Origin of the sequence: Halococcus sediminicola (genome assembly GCF_000755245.1) — an archaeon.
GTDB classification, from domain to species: domain Archaea; phylum Halobacteriota; class Halobacteria; order Halobacteriales; family Halococcaceae; genus Halococcus; species Halococcus sediminicola.
The window spans coordinates 287,456-303,469 of the sequence record NZ_BBMP01000007.1 but is presented as its reverse complement, the minus strand read 5'-3'; the positions used below and the strand labels follow the sequence as shown (position 1 = coordinate 303,469).

Here is a 16,014-nt window from a genome sequence, read left to right as displayed (position 1 = left end):
GCTTTATTCGGAATCATGGCCGAGTAATCGCATGTACCGATCCCGTTTCGTTAGCAGCGCCCCGTTCGATCGTTCCGCCGTCGGGCGGTCGGCGAACTGATGGCGTCCGCGGCCGAATCGGGCGACGTCGACTACAGCGCCCGCGCACGCGAGGCGCTCGGCTACTCGCGGTGGTGGCAGGTCGCCGCCGCGGCGGTGATGATGGCGCTCATCAGCCCCTACCAGTACGTATGGTCGTCCATCGAGGGACCGCTGGCGGCCGACCTCAATATTCAACTCTCCGCGCTCGGACTCGTCTTCACCCTCTTTGTGGCCTTCCAGTCGCTCTCGCAGTTCCCCGTCGGGACATGGCGCGACGGCCACGGCCCACGGCGCATCAGCCTTCTTGCAGGGGTGCTCGCCGGCGGCGGCTATCTCGGCCTCGCCTACGCGAACAGCCTCTGGCAAGTCTATCTACTCTACTCGCTGGGGGCCATCGGCGTCGGCATCGTCTACACGGTGGCCGTCAATACGGCGCTCAAGTGGTTTCCGGACAGACGGGGCCTCACCACGGGTGTCGGCACGATGGCCTTCGCCGCCGGCAGCGCCGCGTTCATCCCCTACGTTCGCGCGAACGCAACAGTAGGGAGCTATTCCAGTGTTCTCCGTAACATGGGCCTGCTCATCGGCATCGGCATCCTCGTCGGCGCGGTCGTGCTCCGTGACCCGCCGACCGACTGGCTCGGGGAACGCACCGACGGCGGACAGGCGACGATGTCCACCCGCGCGGGGACGGGAGACGACTACACGTGGCGTGAGATGATCCGAACGTGGCAGTTCTGGGATCTCCTCGTCATGTTCGCGTTCGTCAACGCCGCCGGACTGATGCTGACGGCGAAGGTCATCTCCTTCGCCCAGCAGTTCGGTATCGGGGCGGCCGTCGCCACCGCCTCGGCGACGATCCTCGCGCTCGTCGGCGGGCTGAGTCGCATCGTCGTCGGTGGCGTCTCCGATAGGCTCTCGCGCCGGCGAACCATTCTGGTCATGGCGCTGCTCACTGGCTTCGGACTGTTCGCGCTCGTCTGGTTCGCCCAGCTCGGCTCGGGTCTCGGCTTCGTCGCCGCCGTGATCGTCACCACCTTCTTCTGGAGTCCCCAGTTCGCGCTCTTTCCGAGCATCGTCGGCGACTACTACGGACAGGCCAACTCCTCCAGTAACTACGCGCTGGTCTATATGGGCAAGGTCGGCGGCGGCGTCCTCGGCGGCGTCGTCGCCGGCTGGCTCATCACTCTCGTGGGGTGGTCGACGACCTTCCTCATCGGCGGCGGACTCTCCTTGCTCGCGGGCGTCGGCGCGTTCGCGCTCAGACCGCCCCAGCGGTCGCAGTAACACGAACCGATTTCCCCGCGTCAGTAACCGGCGGCGGTCCCGTCCTTTCGCGGTTCGGTTGCGCCCGAAAGCACCCCGTCCTGCGTTCTCGCCACCTGTGCACCGCCGAACTGCGTCGGCGTGAGTACCCGTGTGTCGTGACCCATGCGGGTGAGTTTCGTCGCCAGTTGCCCACCGATGCGCCCCTCGACGGCGAGCGAACCGTCCTCGCGGTAGCGCCAGCGCGGGCGGTCGAGCGCCGCTTGGAGTGGCAGGTCGTGGTCGACGAGATTGGAGATGACCTGCATGTGGCCCTGTGGCTGCATGAACCCACCCATGACGCCGAAGGCCGCCCAATCTTCGTTCTCCGCTTCCGGCGCGAAATCCACCACGCCGGGGATGAGCGTGTGGAACGGGCGCTTGCCGGGCGCGAGACTGTTCGGGTGCTCGGGATCGAGCGAGAACGATGCGCCCCGGTTCTGGAGGGCGATACCAGTATCGCCGGCCACCAGTCCGGAGCCGAACCCGGCGAACAGCGAGTTGATGAACGACACCACGTTGCCCTCGCGGTCGGCGACACAGACCAGCACGGTGTCGGCGTCCTCGGCGTGGCTATCGGGGACACCGAATTCGACGTCGCTCGCGGTCGCGTCGATGCCCGCCGCGCGCCGCTCGGCCCATTCTCTCGAAGCGAGCGCCGGCACGTTCTCGTAGGAGGGGTCGGTGATGTAGCGGTGGCCGTCGTGGAAGGCGCGTTTCATCGCCTCGGCGAAGTAGTGGACGCGCTCGGGCGAGTTGAGCGGGTGCTCGCCGGCGTCGATCTCGTCGGCGATATTGAGTGCTTCGAGCGCGATGAGGCCCTGATTGTTCGGCGGAAGTTCGTATATCTCGCTCCCGTGATAGCGCGTCGAGACCGGCTCGGGGAACTCGACGTCGAAGTCTGTAAGGTCGTCTTCGGAGAGGAAGCCACCTTTCTCCTGGACTTCGGCGACGATCCGCTCACCGATCTCTCCTTCGTAGACCGCGTCCGCACCGCGTTCGGCGATCGTCTCCAAACTCCCCCCGAGACGTGGGAGATGGATGCGCTCGCCAGCCGCGGGGGCCGTCCCCTCGTTGAGATAGGCGTCGATGGCGTGCTCGTCGGTGAACAGTTCTTCGGCACTCTGCCAGTGGTGGGCGATGACCTCCGAGACGGGATAGCCCTCGGTCGCGTAGCGAATCGCGGGCTGGAGTACGTCGCCGAGCGAGCGCCGGCCGTGGCGCTCGACGGTCGCCTCCCAGCCGCGCGCGCTGCCCGGCACAGTAACAGTATGAGGTCCCAAGAACGGCATGCCGAGGTCGTCCGCATCGCTGCTCCCGTCGACCGCGTACCCTCGCTGCTCGGGATACCACTCCGTGGAGTTTTCGTGTTCGCGCAGCGATTCTCTGACGTTCTCGATGGTCGCATCGGCGGGCGCGCCGCCGCAGGCGCGCATCGCGCCCACCTCGCCGTCGGCGGTGCGATAGAGCGCGAACGCGTCGCCACCCAATCCCGTACTGGTGGGTTCGACGACGTTGAGCGCCGCGGCGACTGCGACGGCGGCGTCGAAGGCGTTGCCGCCTTCTCGGAGGAGTTCGATGCCGGCCTCGGCGGCGAGCGGCTGGCTCGTGGCGACGATACCCTCGTTCGCGTAGACGGTCGAGCGCCGCGAGGTGAAACGGTCCAGATCCGGTTCGGGCATGCAGTCGTTCGTGACCCTACCCTCCTAAAGCTGGCTACCCGAGGGTGACCTCGTTGAACTTCTGTTTGTAGTCACCGGCGATGCCGAAGGGTGGGATGTCGACCGAGTCGTGCCAAAAGCGTGGCGTGACTTCGTGATAGACGGGTAGGCTGGCCATCGTCTCCCAGTTCGCCTCTTCCATCGTCACGTACGCCTCGTTGCGGGCCTGCTTTGCCTGCTTCGTCGGCGCGGTGTTGTTCTGGACGGTCTTCCAGGCGTCGATGGCGCGCTTTGCGTTCTTCGTGTCGGTCGGACGATTGGTGTACGACTCCGGCGACGGCGCGCTCGTATCGGAGGTCGCGGGGTTGAGGTGTTTGACGAACGCGTCGGGGGCGGCCCACGGGACGATCCAGCCGAGCGTGAACGCATCGACGCTACCTTTCTGGACCTGTTCGAGCAGCGAGGAAAAGGGCGTCTGCTGTATCTGCATCTCGATGTGGGCGCTCGCGAGCTGGTCGCGCAGCAGCCGTGCGGTTTCGAGCCACGTCTCGGACTGATAGATGGTCAATCCGAGCGTGAATTTGTTGTTCGGGCCGTAGCCGGCCTTCTCCATCACCTGCCGCGCCTTGTCGAGCTGTGTCTCGTTGTACCCGTAGGGGTAGTTCTGTTTGGCGTGTTTCTCGTAGGCATCCGGCCCACCGGGGTAGATGCTCGGGATCGTGTAGTGGTAGGCCGGCAGCCCACGACCCTTGAACACTTGGTCGACGACGGTGGCCTGATTGAGCGCGTACGCCGTGGCCTTCCGAACCGGTGTGGGGACGTTCGGCACGTTGAACCCGATATAGAAGACCGATAGTGAGGGGACTTCGAGGTAGTTCACCGTCGCCCCGTTGCGCAGCGGGCCGTACGTCCCGAACCGCCGACCTTTCTCGTCGGTGCGCTCGATGCTCGCCCTGTCCTGTTTGTACTGGGCGGTCGGGATGTTGAAGACGTCGGCGTTGCGCTCCATCACGTAGTTATAGATGGCGCTCGAATCCTCGATGAGCTGCCAGCGGACGCCCGCAATCTGTGGCCCCTTCCCGTGATAGTCGTCGAAGCGTTCGACACTGACGCTGGTGCCCGACTGATAGTTGCCGAACCGGAACGGCCCGGCACCGATCGGATCGTTGGCGAATTTCCCCTGTTTCATCCGTCCCTCATAGCCCTCGACGTCGCCGACGATGCCCTCGGGGACCGCCGCGAACTGGTTGTTCGAGAGCACCTGCAACGCGGCGTGAAAGGGCTGTTCGATCTCGAAGCGGAACGTATACTTGTCGACCGCCTCCGTGGCGAGCGTCTTCGGCTTGTAGGCGTCGTCGCCGTCGGTCTCGTGGACGATACCGACCGAGTCGAGGATGTCCGCGACCGCCTGTGAGTTCGGCGACCCCGCCAGCCGTTCGTAGCTGTAGACGAAATCGTTCGCCGTCACCTCGTTTCCGTTGTGGAACTTCACGCCCTCTTTGAGCGAGAAGGTGTAGGTCGTGTAGTCCTCGGAAACCTCGTAGTCCGAGGCGATGAGTTCGGTGACCGGCACCGCCCCGTCCGGGTACGTCATCAGGCCGTCGAACAGCTGCGTCGTGACTTCGCCCGAGGCGGTGTCCGAGGCCGCGATCGGGTCGAACGACGAGACCGTCGAGTTGACGAGGTCGAGGCGGTCGTTCGCGTTCTTGCCGCCGGACTGCCCGCTGCTGGCGTTCTGGTTGCCGGAGCCGTTCCCCGCGGAGCCAGTCCCACTGGAGCCGTTCTCACTCCCGCCGCCACCGCCCCCGCCCGAACAGCCCGCCAGCGCCGCACCGCCGGCGACCGCACCGGTCGTCTTGAGGAATCGTCGTCGCGTTCGCGTGTCTGTCTGTGTCGTTGTACCAGTTGACATTGTACCACTCGCCACGCAGGGAGTCACTCATTAGAGTCTTTTGCCCACAGTCGGTGTGCTGTCATGCGCTTTGCATCGACGACGAACACGTGCAGCGAGCCAATGGTGTGGTTTCGAATGCCTAGAGTAAGTTACCGAACTGGCACGAACGAGTTCGAAGTTTTACCGAAAAACACCGCTTGGGTGTGTCGGCTGTGGTGAATCGCGCTCCAATCCGCGAGAATCCTCCTATCGGAGGAATCCGAACAGTTCGTAGTCGTGGTCCGGCGTGTACCGACGGAACAGCAGGCTGTTCGAGAGCACCGAGACGCTCGAAAAGGCCATCGCCACCGCGGCCAGGACGGGTTGCAGCAGTCCCAGCGAGGCGAGCGGGATCATCGCCGTGTTGTAGCCGAGCGCCCAGAAGAGGTTCTGTTTGATCTTCTGGAGCGTGCCGTCGGAGATGCGGATAGCCTTCACTACATCGAGCGGGTCGGTTACGCTTACTATCGTCGCTACGATTACCCACTCTGACTTTCGATTCGAAAGCCGAGAGCGCGATCTACCCCGTCGCCCCCTCTTCCAGTCGTTCGTACTGCTCCACGAAGCGCGCCTCGCAGGAGGGACAGCAGAACTGATAGAGGTCGCCGTCGATGCGGGTGGCGACGCCCTCGCTGGTCACGGTGTTGCCACACTCCGCACACGAGAGCGCGAACTCCGTGCCGCCGACCGAGGGTCGCCACTCGGCGTCCGTGAGGAGTTCGACGCCGTAGTCGGCGATACGGTCCGGCTCGACGGTTCGTGAGAGCCACGACGGAACGTCGCCGTCGGGAACACGCGCGTAACACAGGAGGTCGCCTTCGGCGGTCGTGAACACGTGCTCGACCGCTTCGGCGTTCAACAGTTGCTCTCGAACGCTCTCGAACGTCGCCGACTCGACTGCGAGCGTGAGGAGCACGGGGACGCCCCCGCCGAGCTGCGAGCGGTCGATGTCGGCCGTGAACCGCCGAATGACGCCGCGCTCCTGTAATCGCTCGACGCGGTCGGCGACGGCCGGCGGCGAGAGATCGACCACCTCGGCGAGTTCGCTCCACGGTCGGCGTGCGTCGCTCAACAACAGTTCGATGATCTCGAGATCGGTCTCGTCGAGGTCGCGCATACCGTCACGAAGGCCACGACCGACAAATGTCCTTCCGAACGGGTCCGGCTCGGACTGGGAATCGTCGACGAGGGTGTCGATTCGGTGGACCATCAGTGTGCCACGAGCGACCGCTCCTCGACACCCGGTGGCAACAGCGAACGCCGATCTGGTGCTACGGCCGTGGTGCGGCCTTCTGGAGCGCCGTCTCGGCGATGTTGCCGCCGTAGTCGGCGCTGCGCGAGAGCGAATCGACGACGAGACCGAGCCGCTGGACGGACTGGGTGTCGAGGCTCCGCAACAGCTCGTCGACCTCGCGGGCGCGTTCGTCGACCGTCTCGATGCGCGCCATCGCCTCGTTGGCCAGTTCGACGGCTTCCTCGGACTCCTCCGCGAGCAGCGCGTCCATCGCCGTCTCGACGGCGGTTGCCGCATCGGCGTGGAGCGTCCCGAGCGCCTCGCCCGCGTCGTCGGGAACGCCGTCGAGCGCGCCCGCGAGGTCGGCGATCTTGGTCGCGTGGTCGGCGACCCGTTCGAGCTGGCGCGCGCTCGTGTGGTAGTCGAAACAGGTCTCTCGGGGCAGGCCGATATCCGAGACCGCGCCCGGGTGACTGAGCGCGCCACGGAAGACCCGTGACGTCATGTACCAGAGCCGGTCGACGTCGTCGTCGCGCCCGATGACGTCGGCCGCCAGATCCTCGTCGCCGGTTCGCAGCGCCGTCACGGCGTCGTCGAGCATGGTGAGCGCGACCAGTCGCATCCGCGTGACGGCGTTGTGGATCGACAGCTCCGAGGAATCGAGCAGGTCCTGGAGACTCACGCGCTCGGCGGTCTCCTCGATGATTTCGAGACCCACCAACCCCTGGGCGGTCTCGCGGATGGCTCGGCGCTGGGCGGCGTCGACGCTCTCGGTTTCGAGCGTGATGATATCGAAGCCGCTGACGTACATCGTCACGACCGCACGGGTGAGTTCGCCGTCGCTCAGTCCCGTGACGTCGAGCGTTCCTTCGGCGTTTTCGGCCCCGGTTCGCGGCGCGAGCAACAGCGACTTCTCGTCGGGGTAGAACTCGATTTCGCTACCGGCCTCGATGCCGTGATCGGTCGCCCAGTCCTTCGGCAACGAGACCGTATAGGTCGACCCGCCCGTGATCTGCACCTTACGCGTTTCCATGCTCCCCTTCACCAGTCGAGCACAATAAATCCACTTATAATATATAGAATAGTCCGAGTGATCCGATCGCGTGCTCGATTGACCATCTATTTTCGCTCTCGGAAGGGTTTCCGTAGCCAAAGTTTGGTATATAGCTCTCGTTCGGACTATATTCTTCTCCGATTTCGGTGGTCCGAGCGGTCGTTTCGGCGAAGGGTACATTAGGTAGACGGTCCGACGGATTGGCATGCCCCGCGAAAGCTATCAGGACCAACTCGAAAGTCTCCGCGAGGACGTCCTCTACATGAGCGAGATCGTACTCGAACGCCTCCGGATGGGTCTCGACGCGCTCGACCGGAAGGACGAGCGCCTCGCCCACGACGTCATCGAGGGCGACGACGAGATCAACCAGATGTATCTCGACCTCGAACGCAGCTGTATCGATCTCTTCGCCCTCCAACAGCCGGTCGCCGGCGACCTGCGCTTCATCGCCGCCTCGTTCAAGATCATCACCGACCTCGAACGGGTCGCCGACCTCGCCACCAACCTCGGCGGCTACACCCTTCGAGCCGAACGCGACGTCTTTCCGGAGGTCGACATTCAGGGCATCGGCGAGTTCACCCAGGAGATGGTCGAAGCGGCGATGGACGCCTACGCCGACAACGACGCCGACGCCTGTTACGCCATCGACGAGCGCGACAACGAACTCGACGACCTCTGCGAGCGTGCCTCCGAGACCGTCGTCCGCGACCTCATCGAATCGGAACTCGACCCCGCGGACACCGACCAGCTCATGGCCGACGTCTCCCGACTGCTCCTCACGATTCGAGACCTCGAACGGGTCGGCGACCACGCGGTCAACATCTCCGCACGCACCCTCTACATGGTCGCCAACGACGACGAACTCATCTACTAAACCCCAGGTTTTTGCGAGGAGCGGTTCGCGCAAAGCGCGAACCCGACGAAGTAAAAAGGTACTATTGGAACCCGATGCGCCCGCCGCTGCGGCCGCGGGCGGGGTCGGCCGCGCCGCCCTTGAACTCCTCGGCCATCCGGTCGTAGTAGTCGAGGATGTCCTCGGTGATCGTCGGACGGACGGTCTCGAGCGCGGCCCGGAAGTGGCGCATCTCGACGATGTCCGCCTCGGGGTCGTCACGGAGCGCCTGAATCGCGGCCTCGCGAGCGATGGATTCGAGATCCGATCCGACGTAGCCGTCGGTGATCTCGGCCATCTCGCGCAGGCTCACGTCGGCCGCCAGCGGCGTGTCGTCGGTGTGGATCGAGAGGATGCGCTCGCGGCCCTCGATGCTCGGCTGGCCGACCATCACGAGTCGGTCGAATCTTCCCGACCTGATGAGCGCCGGGTCGATCATGTCCGGACGGTTGGTCGCGGCGATGACCATCACGTTCTTCATGTCCTCCAGCCCGTCGAGCTCGGTGAGGAGCTGGTTCACGACGCGCTCGGAGACGTTCGACCCCACGTCGCCACCGCGGCTCGGGGCGAGGCTGTCGAGTTCGTCGAAGAAAATGACTGTGGGTGAAACCTGCCGGGCCTTCTTGAACGTCTGGCGGATCGCCTTCTCCGATTCGCCGACCCACTTCGAGAGCAGCTGCGGCCCGCGCACCGAGATGAAGTTGGCGTTGGTCTCGTTGGCCACGGCCTTCGCCATCAGCGTCTTGCCCGTGCCGGGCGGTCCGTAGAGCAGCACTCCTGCCGGCGGCTCGATGCCGAGTCGCGAGAAGCGCTCGGGACTCGACAGCGGCCACTCGACGGATTCTTTGATCTCGCCCTTCGCGTCGTCGAGCCCGCCCACGTCGTCCCACGTGATCTTCGGGAGTTCGACGAGTACCTCGCGCATCGCGCTCGGATCCACCTCGTTGAGCGCGCCGTCGAAATCGTCACGCTTGATGATCATCCGGTCGATGAGACTGGGTGGTACGTCCTCCTCGTCGAGATCGATCTCTGGGAGATACCTCCGGAGTGCCTTCATCGCCGATTCCTTCGTGAGGCTCTCGATGTCGGCTCCCACGAACCCGTGGGTCTCGTCGGCCAGATGCGAGAGGTTCACGTCGTCCGACAGCGGCATGCCCCGGGTGTGGATCTGGAGGATCTCTTCTCGACCGCGCTCGTCTGGCACACCGATCTCGATCTCGCGGTCGAAGCGGCCCGGTCGGCGTAGCGCGGGATCGACCGAATCGACGCGGTTGGTCGCGCCGATGACGATGACCTGGCCGCGACTCTCCAGCCCGTCCATCATCGTCAGTAGCTGGGCGACCACGCGCCGTTCGACTTCGCCCGTTACGTCCTCGCGTTTGGGTGCGATCGAGTCGAGTTCGTCGATGAAGATGATGGCCGGCGATTCCTCGGTGGCGTCCTCGAATATCTCCCTGAGTTGCTGTTCGCTCTCCCCGTAATATTTCGAGATGATTTCGGGGCCCGCAATCGAGAAGAAACTGGCACTGGTCTCGTTGGCGACGGCCTTCGCCAGCAGGGTCTTGCCCGTACCGGGCGGGCCGTGCAGGAGCACCCCCTGAGGCGGTTCGATGCCCAGTTTCTGGAAGATCTGGGGGTGTTTCATCGGCAGTTCGACCATCTCGCGAACGCGCTGGATCTCGCCCTGCAGGCCGCCGATGTCCTCGTAGGTGATGCCTCCGCCGGTCTTCTCGAAGCCCGAGATAGGCTCCTCGCGGAGTTCGACGTCGGTGTCCTCGGTGATGAGCGCCACGCCGTCGGGTTCGGTGTCGACGGCGATGAGCGGGATGGCCTGTCCCGGCGAGCGCATGAACGGATGGTTGGTCGAGCTCATCACGGGCACGATGTCGCGTTCGACCACCGGCCGTTTCAGAATCTGGCGTTTGACCATGCCGGCCGCGTCGCTGCCGAACTGGACGGAGGCTTCCTCGGGCGGGGCGAGCACGAGCCTGTCGGCCGTTTCGGGTTCCGCTTTCCGAATCTCGACGCGCTCGCCGATGCCTACGTCCGCGTTCTGGCGGGTGAACCCGTCGATGCGAACAGTATCAGTGTTCCAGTCCTGTCTGTCGGCGCGCCAGACCTTTGCGGCGGTGCGGTCGCCACCCTCGATTTCGATGATGTCGCCCGGCGAGAGCTTGAGATGCAACAGGGTATCCGGGTCGAGGCGGGCGATGCCGCGGCCCGAGTCGTTCGGGTAGGCCTTCGCCACCTCCAGTTGGACTTCGTTCATGGCTGGCTGCTACCCGAGGGTCCGTCGTTAACGGGGTTATGCCTTTTGCCTGTCTTTCCGAGCCATCGTAGCGACCGGACGGCTTTTCGCTCCACCGACCCCCATCCCCGCTATGCGAACGCTGGCCTTCGACGGACGGATGGGCGCGAGCGGCGACATGCTCTGTAGCACGCTGCTCGCCGTCGGCGCGAACCCCGAGGTACTGACGCCGGTCGAGGAGGCACTCGACGTCCGATACGCCATCGACACGACGACGAAGAACGGCATCGAGGCGACGACGATCGACGTCCTTCTCGACGATGAAGACGGCGAGACAAGCGATGGCGAGTCGTCGCACGGACACGACCACGCCGACCACGAGCACACGCACGACCATCCCCACGACGACCACCGCCATGCCGAGGGAGCCGGCAAGTCCCGAACCTACGCGGAGGTCATCGAGGTCGTCGACTCGATGGGCCTTTCCGAGAGAGTTGAGCGCGACGCGACGGCGATTTTCGAGATTCTCGGGGAAAGCGAGGCAGCGGTCCACGGGACCGACCTCGAATCGACCCACTTCCACGAGGTGGGTGCCGACGACGCCATCGCGGACGTGGTGGGCGCGGCGCTCTTGCTCGATTCGCTCGCCGTCGAGCGCGTCGTGACGACGCCGCTTGCGACCGGCGGCGGCGCGGTCGCGATGAGCCACGGCACCTATCCCGTGCCGGCTCCGGCCGTGGTCGAAATCGCGACCCGTGCCGACTGGTCGCTTCGCGGCGGGCCGGTCGAGAGCGAGCTGCTCACGCCGACGGGTGCGGCGATCCTCGCTCGTTTCGCCAAGGGGGCCGAGCGATTGCCAACACTCGACGTCGAAGAATCCGGCTACGGCGCTGGCGACCACGATTTTCCCGACCAGCCGAACGTGCTCCGCGCGCTGGTCGGCTCCGATACTGGGGGTCTCGCGCGGGAGGGGATTCGCGTGCTCGAAACGAACCTCGACGACGCCACGCCCGAGGTGCTCGGCGGACTGCACGAAACTCTCAAAGACGCCGGCGCGCGCGACGTCTCGATACTGCCGACGACGATGAAGAAATCGCGTCCCGGCCATCTCGTGAAGGTCGTCGTCAAACCCGAGGATGCCGAACGAGTGGCCCGCAAACTCGCCGTCGAGACCGGGACTCTCGGCGTGCGCGAGACGGGTGCGCGCCACCGCTGGGTGGCCGATCGGGAGTTCGAGACCGCAACGGTCGAAATCGTGGGCGAGGCATACGAGGTCGCGGTGAAAATCGCCAGCGATTCGGGTGGTGAAGTTTACGACGTGAGCGCCGAATACGACGACGCGAGCGCGGTCGCCGCCGAAACGGATCTCCCTGTGCGGGAAGTCGTGCGCTGGGCCGAGAACGCAGTTCGCACCCGTTGAGCACTGTTGGCAGAAGACATAGTATGTATTAGTTAAAATATAGGGTATGAACATCCCACTGTCGGTCAAATTAGTTGTGGTCGCAGTAGCGGTTCTTCTCGTCGATGTCGGCATCGCGGTGACGACCGAATCGCACGCGGCGGCTGTTGCGGGCTGGTGGCTGATCTATCTGCTCGTCGTGCTCGGAGCGATCTCGGCTCTCGACGTCGCCGTTCGGGTCGGACGTAGTTTCCTGAAACGCTGTGACGGCTCCCCCTGAACCGCTGCTGCTATTCGAGTTATTCTCCGTGCTGCTCGGCTCGCTATTCACCGTTAGCACGGGTCCGATGCTCCGTGAGCGCTTCCTCGATGGTCAACTCGCCGGCCGCGACCCGACGGGCGAGCGCCTCGTCGATCTCCCGGTTGGTCTCAGATTGCTCGCGCGAGCGCGCCTTGATGACGTCGAGTTCGCCGACGGTGGGTTCGATGGTGCGCTCGCGGACCCGCTCGCCCGAACGCCGGGCGATGTTGACGGCGGCGAGCACGTCACCCATCCCGCGCGCACCGGTGCCGAGTGAGGGCGTCGTGGCGGTCTCGTCGACCAACTCGACCGGAACATCGAGATCGTCGATGAGTGCAGCTCCCTTGAGCCGCGCACCGTCGCCGACCCGCACGATCGGGTCGGCAGCGTCGGCGATCTCCTCGGCGATGACACTCGCGGCATCGGCGAGCGGCACGTGAAAGGCCGCGACCACGACCTCGCCCGACAGCACCGCGATACCCGGTCGTTCGCCGGGGTCGACGCCGACGACCGTTTGGCCACCGTCGCGCAACGACGAGAGTGCGGTATCGGCCGCTTGCCGGGGGTTCTCGGGGTCGGCATGGACGATTTCGACGTCTTCGTCGGGTGTGGGGTCGCCGTCGCCGACCACGAGGACGCGCGTCCGCTCGGGGAGGGCGTCGCCGGGTTCCACGGTCGTGAACTCGACGCCGCGCTCGCGGAGTTCGGTGACGAGACCGTGATAGAGTTCGAAATCGGCGGTGGCGACGACGATCACGGTTGCCCTCCGACCCACAGCTGCCTAAACCCTCACCCGGACGGGACGGTTTTTGTCCCGTGGGGGTAAATCGCCGTCATGACCGAACCGATTCCGACCGGCTGCGTGGCCCTCGACGACCTCCTCGGCGGTGGTCTCCCGCGGGGAGCCGTCACACAGGTCTACGGCCCGCCCGCGGCCGGCAAGACGAATCTTGCACTTTCGGCGGCCGTCGAAACCGCGGCCGCCGGCGAGTCGAGTTACTACATCGACACCGAGGGCCTCTCCGTGGCGCGCCTCGAGCAACTCGCCCGGGCGCGCGATGGCGACATCGAGGACCTCACCTCGCGCATCGTCGTCGCCGAGGCGCTCGATTTCGACGAGCAGGAGGAGGCTGTTCGCGACGCTGCAGACCTCGCCGAGCGCGCTTCCCTTGTCGTCCTCGACAGCGCGACCGGCTTTTATCGACTCGAACGGACGGCCCGCGACGAGGGCGAGGCGCTCCGACAGATCGGTCGGCAGGTCACGCATCTGCTCGCTCTGGCGCGCAAACACGATCTCGCGGTACTCCTCACGAATCAGGTGTTCACCGACCCCGACAGCGAGTCGGGCCGGGCGCGGGCGCTCGGCGGCCACACGCTCTCGCATCTCACGAGCGTCATCCTTCGGTTCGAACGGTTCCGGGCGGGCAATCGTCGTGCGACGCTCGAAAAACACGGTTCGAAAGCCGCCGGGGAAACCTGTCGGTTCACGATCACGGATAGTGGTCTCGAAAACGTCGACGAGGAAGTTTAAGCCGGATTCGCGGCGACGGGCGCTATCGCGGAACTGTTCGCCGACCCGCTTGCACTCGAATTCGAGCCGCCCGATTTCTGCTCGTCGAGCCACGACTGGTACTCGCCCTGGGGCATGACGGTCATGTTGGCGAGCATCTTCGAGTGACCGGAGCCACAGAACTCCGCGCAGTAGAGCTGGTAGCTGCCGGGTTTCGTGGCGTTGGTTTTGATGGTGTTGTACTGGCCGGGGATGGCGTCCTGCTTGAGACCGAGCGTCGGGACGTGGACCGCGTGGATGACGTCACGCGAGGTGATGTGGAGATAGACGGGTTTGTTCGCCGGTATCACGAGCTCCGACGAGGAGTTGACGCCCGCCTTCGGATAGATGAACTCCCACCCCCACTGGTAGGCGTCGATCTCGATCTGGATGGCTTTCTGCGTCTCGGGGGCGGTCGCTCCCGACCGGTTCGGGTGGGTGACCGCCGGCTGTATCCCTTGTTGGGCCTGTGGTTCGGCGCTCGGGCCGGCATCGGGTGTCAGCGCGATGGCGGGGTTGCCGAGCACCGTATAGGAGGCGATGCCGACGAACAGCAGGATGATGGCGGTCGCGAGCGTCCACGTGATCTCGAGGCGGCGGTTCTCGCGGGTCGGCTGCGGGTCGTCGTTGTTCCTGAATCGCCAGACCGTGTAGACCAGAATGACCTGGACGAGGAGCGTTATCGGGATGGCGACGTACAGCAGTTTCGCGTTCAGTTCGTAGATGAGATCCGCGTTGACCGACTGTGCCAACACCGGCTCCGTCGCGACGAATACGAGCCCGACCGCCAGCAGGGCGTACCGCCCGAGACGCGTTTTGTTCATCTGGCGGCGCTTCGGCAGTGGTGCATAAATACCTGCTGACTCCCCCGCCGATGGCCGAAAGCGGGGGGCCTAAGTACGACGGTTGCGAAGATCGAAACCGAGTTACCACACCGTGACAGCCGATACAGTTTCCGAACGCAGACGGGTGACGACGCTGCTCGCGGCCGCGGCCATCGGCGTCTATCTCCTCATCGTCGTCGGCGCGACCACGGCGCTGACCGAGGCGACGCGCGCCTGCTCGACGTGGCCGCTCTGTGGCACCGACTTCACCGACCCGCGCGTACTCATCGCGTGGGGCCACCGCCTCGCCGCCGTTCTCGTGGGAGTTGTCGTGCTCGCCGCGCTCGTCGCCGCGTGGCGCTCGTCCGCACCGCGGCGCGCGAAGACCATCCTATTGGTTCCGTTCGTTCTCTATCCCGTCCAGATCGGGATGGGCGCACTCGCCGCGACCGCCGGGATGGAGTGGATCTCGACGCTCCACCTGCTCTCCGGGATGGCGATTTTCGTCGGACTCGTCCTCGCACTCGCGTGGACGCTCGAACTCGATGCCGACGACTCGGTATCGACGACTCTCGACGAGCCGACCGCGACCACGCCGGCCGCGTCGACCGACACCGATGAAACCCCGACACCGGAGCCGTCCGGCCCGCTCGCCCGCGCGCGAGCGGTCGGGTCGGCGTATTTCACGCTGATGAAGCCGCGGCTGATGTGGCTGCTCTGTCTGGTGGCGGCCGCCGGGATGGCGCTCGCCGCGGGGCCGGCCCTCGACGCCGGGGTCGTCGTCAGAGTGCTCGGCGGCGGCGTGCTCGCCATCGGTGCGAGCGGCACCTTCAACCACGTGCTCGAACGCAAAAAGGATCGGAAGATGCAGCGGACGAGCGACCGCCCGCTCGCAACCGACCGAGTCGGTGTCTCGAACGCGCTGACCTTCGGCGTCCTGCTCGCGGCCGCCTCCTTGGCGCTGTTCCTCTCGGTGAACCTACTGGCGGCGGCGCTCGGTCTCTGTGCCATCCTCTTCTATAGTGTGATCTACACGCTCGTACTCAAACCGAACACGGTGCAAAACACCGTTCTCGGCGGTGTTGCCGGTGCGCTTCCCGCATTGATCGGCTGGGTCGGCGTGACAGGAAAAATCGGCGTTCCGGCACTCGCACTCGCCGGTGTCATCTTCCTCTGGACGCCCGCGCACTTCTACAACCTCGCGCTCGCGTACAAGGACGACTACGCCCGCGGCGGCTTCCCGATGATGCCCGTGGTCCGCGGCGAGCGCGTCACTCGCCGACACATCGTCTGGTATCTCGCGGCCACACTACTGGGTGCGAGCGTTCTCACGGCGGTCACATCGCTCGGCTGGCTCTACGCCGGCGCGACGGTCGCCTTCGGCGCACTCTTTCTCTGGATGGTCGTCAGACTCCACCGCGAAAAGAGCGAAGCGGCCGCCTTCCGGGCGTTCCACGCCTCGAACGCCTATCTCGGCGCGTTGTTGTTCGCCATCGTCGTCGACGCCATCCTCGTCTGAATCCGTTCTCGACC

Annotated in this window: 13 protein-coding genes and 1 pseudogene; 6 read left to right on the top strand and 8 right to left on the bottom strand. The window is 65.2% G+C overall.

Annotation, left to right across the window (positions count from 1 at the left end; genetic code table 11):
- Positions 1-99 precede the first annotated feature (99 nt).
- The gene (locus ACP97_RS05740; RefSeq protein ID WP_049996875.1) at positions 100-1,368 is read left to right on the top strand and encodes an OFA family MFS transporter; all 1,269 of its coding nucleotides are present in this window, start codon (positions 100-102) and stop codon (positions 1,366-1,368) included.
- A 20-nt stretch (positions 1,369-1,388) separates the two neighbouring features.
- On the opposite strand, the gene ggt is transcribed toward ACP97_RS05740, so the two are convergent.
- The 5 genes and pseudogenes from ggt to ACP97_RS05715 all read right to left on the bottom strand — a co-directional run bounded on the left by ggt (position 1,389) and on the right by ACP97_RS05715 (position 7,247).
- The gene (ggt, locus tag ACP97_RS05735) at positions 1,389-3,068 is read right to left on the bottom strand and encodes a gamma-glutamyltransferase (RefSeq protein ID WP_049996874.1); all 1,680 of its coding nucleotides are present in this window, start codon (positions 3,066-3,068) and stop codon (positions 1,389-1,391) included.
- A gap of 34 nt (positions 3,069-3,102) precedes the next feature.
- Positions 3,103-4,959, bottom strand: coding sequence for an ABC transporter substrate-binding protein (locus ACP97_RS05730; RefSeq protein WP_049996873.1), 1,857 nt, complete (start codon positions 4,957-4,959; stop codon positions 3,103-3,105).
- Between the two features lie 228 nt (positions 4,960-5,187).
- Positions 5,188-5,433: pseudogene (locus tag ACP97_RS05725) on the bottom strand (HAD-IC family P-type ATPase); the annotation flags it as partial.
- Positions 5,434-5,500: 67 nt separating this feature from the next.
- Entirely contained in the window at positions 5,501-6,097 is a 597-nt protein-coding gene (locus ACP97_RS05720) for an AsnC family transcriptional regulator (protein WP_049996980.1), read from the bottom strand.
- Positions 6,098-6,251: 154 nt separating this feature from the next.
- Positions 6,252-7,247, bottom strand: a complete 996-nt coding sequence (locus tag ACP97_RS05715) for a phosphate uptake regulator PhoU (protein WP_049996871.1) — start codon at positions 7,245-7,247, stop codon at positions 6,252-6,254.
- A gap of 226 nt (positions 7,248-7,473) precedes the next feature.
- On the opposite strand from ACP97_RS05715, the gene phoU reads away from it, so the two are divergent.
- Positions 7,474-8,142, top strand: coding sequence for a phosphate signaling complex protein PhoU (phoU, locus tag ACP97_RS05710; RefSeq protein WP_049996870.1), 669 nt, complete (start codon positions 7,474-7,476; stop codon positions 8,140-8,142).
- 61 nt (positions 8,143-8,203) lie between these two features.
- Here the strand turns inward: phoU and ACP97_RS05705 are convergent, their stop codons facing one another.
- Entirely contained in the window at positions 8,204-10,429 is a 2,226-nt protein-coding gene (locus ACP97_RS05705; protein ID WP_049996869.1) for a CDC48 family AAA ATPase, read from the bottom strand.
- Positions 10,430-10,541: 112 nt separating this feature from the next.
- Between ACP97_RS05705 and larC the strand changes: the two genes are divergently transcribed.
- Both larC and ACP97_RS05695 read left to right on the top strand, forming a co-directional pair.
- Positions 10,542-11,828: a nickel pincer cofactor biosynthesis protein LarC gene (larC, locus tag ACP97_RS05700; RefSeq protein ID WP_049996868.1), complete on the top strand. Its 1,287-nt coding sequence runs from the start codon at positions 10,542-10,544 to the stop codon at positions 11,826-11,828.
- 46 nt (positions 11,829-11,874) lie between these two features.
- On the top strand, positions 11,875-12,087 hold the full coding sequence (locus ACP97_RS05695) for a hypothetical protein (protein WP_154019958.1): 213 nt from the start codon (positions 11,875-11,877) through the stop codon (positions 12,085-12,087).
- A 43-nt stretch (positions 12,088-12,130) separates the two neighbouring features.
- Here the strand turns inward: ACP97_RS05695 and ACP97_RS05690 are convergent, their stop codons facing one another.
- Positions 12,131-12,865 carry a hypothetical protein gene (locus ACP97_RS05690; RefSeq protein ID WP_049996866.1) on the bottom strand — a complete coding sequence of 245 codons (735 nt, stop codon included), beginning with the start codon at positions 12,863-12,865 and terminating at the stop codon, positions 12,131-12,133.
- 78 nt (positions 12,866-12,943) lie between these two features.
- Between ACP97_RS05690 and radB the strand changes: the two genes are divergently transcribed.
- A complete protein-coding gene (radB, locus tag ACP97_RS05685) occupies positions 12,944-13,639 on the top strand; it encodes a DNA repair and recombination protein RadB (RefSeq protein WP_049996865.1) in 696 nt (231 codons plus the stop codon).
- Here the strand turns inward: radB and coxB are convergent.
- Positions 13,636-14,481: a cytochrome c oxidase subunit II gene (coxB, locus tag ACP97_RS05680; protein ID WP_049996864.1), complete on the bottom strand. Its 846-nt coding sequence runs from the start codon at positions 14,479-14,481 to the stop codon at positions 13,636-13,638. The two genes, radB and coxB, sit on opposite strands and share 4 nt — an antisense overlap.
- 112 nt (positions 14,482-14,593) lie before the next feature.
- On the opposite strand from coxB, the gene ACP97_RS05675 reads away from it, so the two are divergent.
- A complete protein-coding gene (locus tag ACP97_RS05675) occupies positions 14,594-16,000 on the top strand; it encodes a heme o synthase (protein ID WP_049996863.1) in 1,407 nt (468 codons plus the stop codon).
- Positions 16,001-16,014 lie beyond the last annotated feature (14 nt).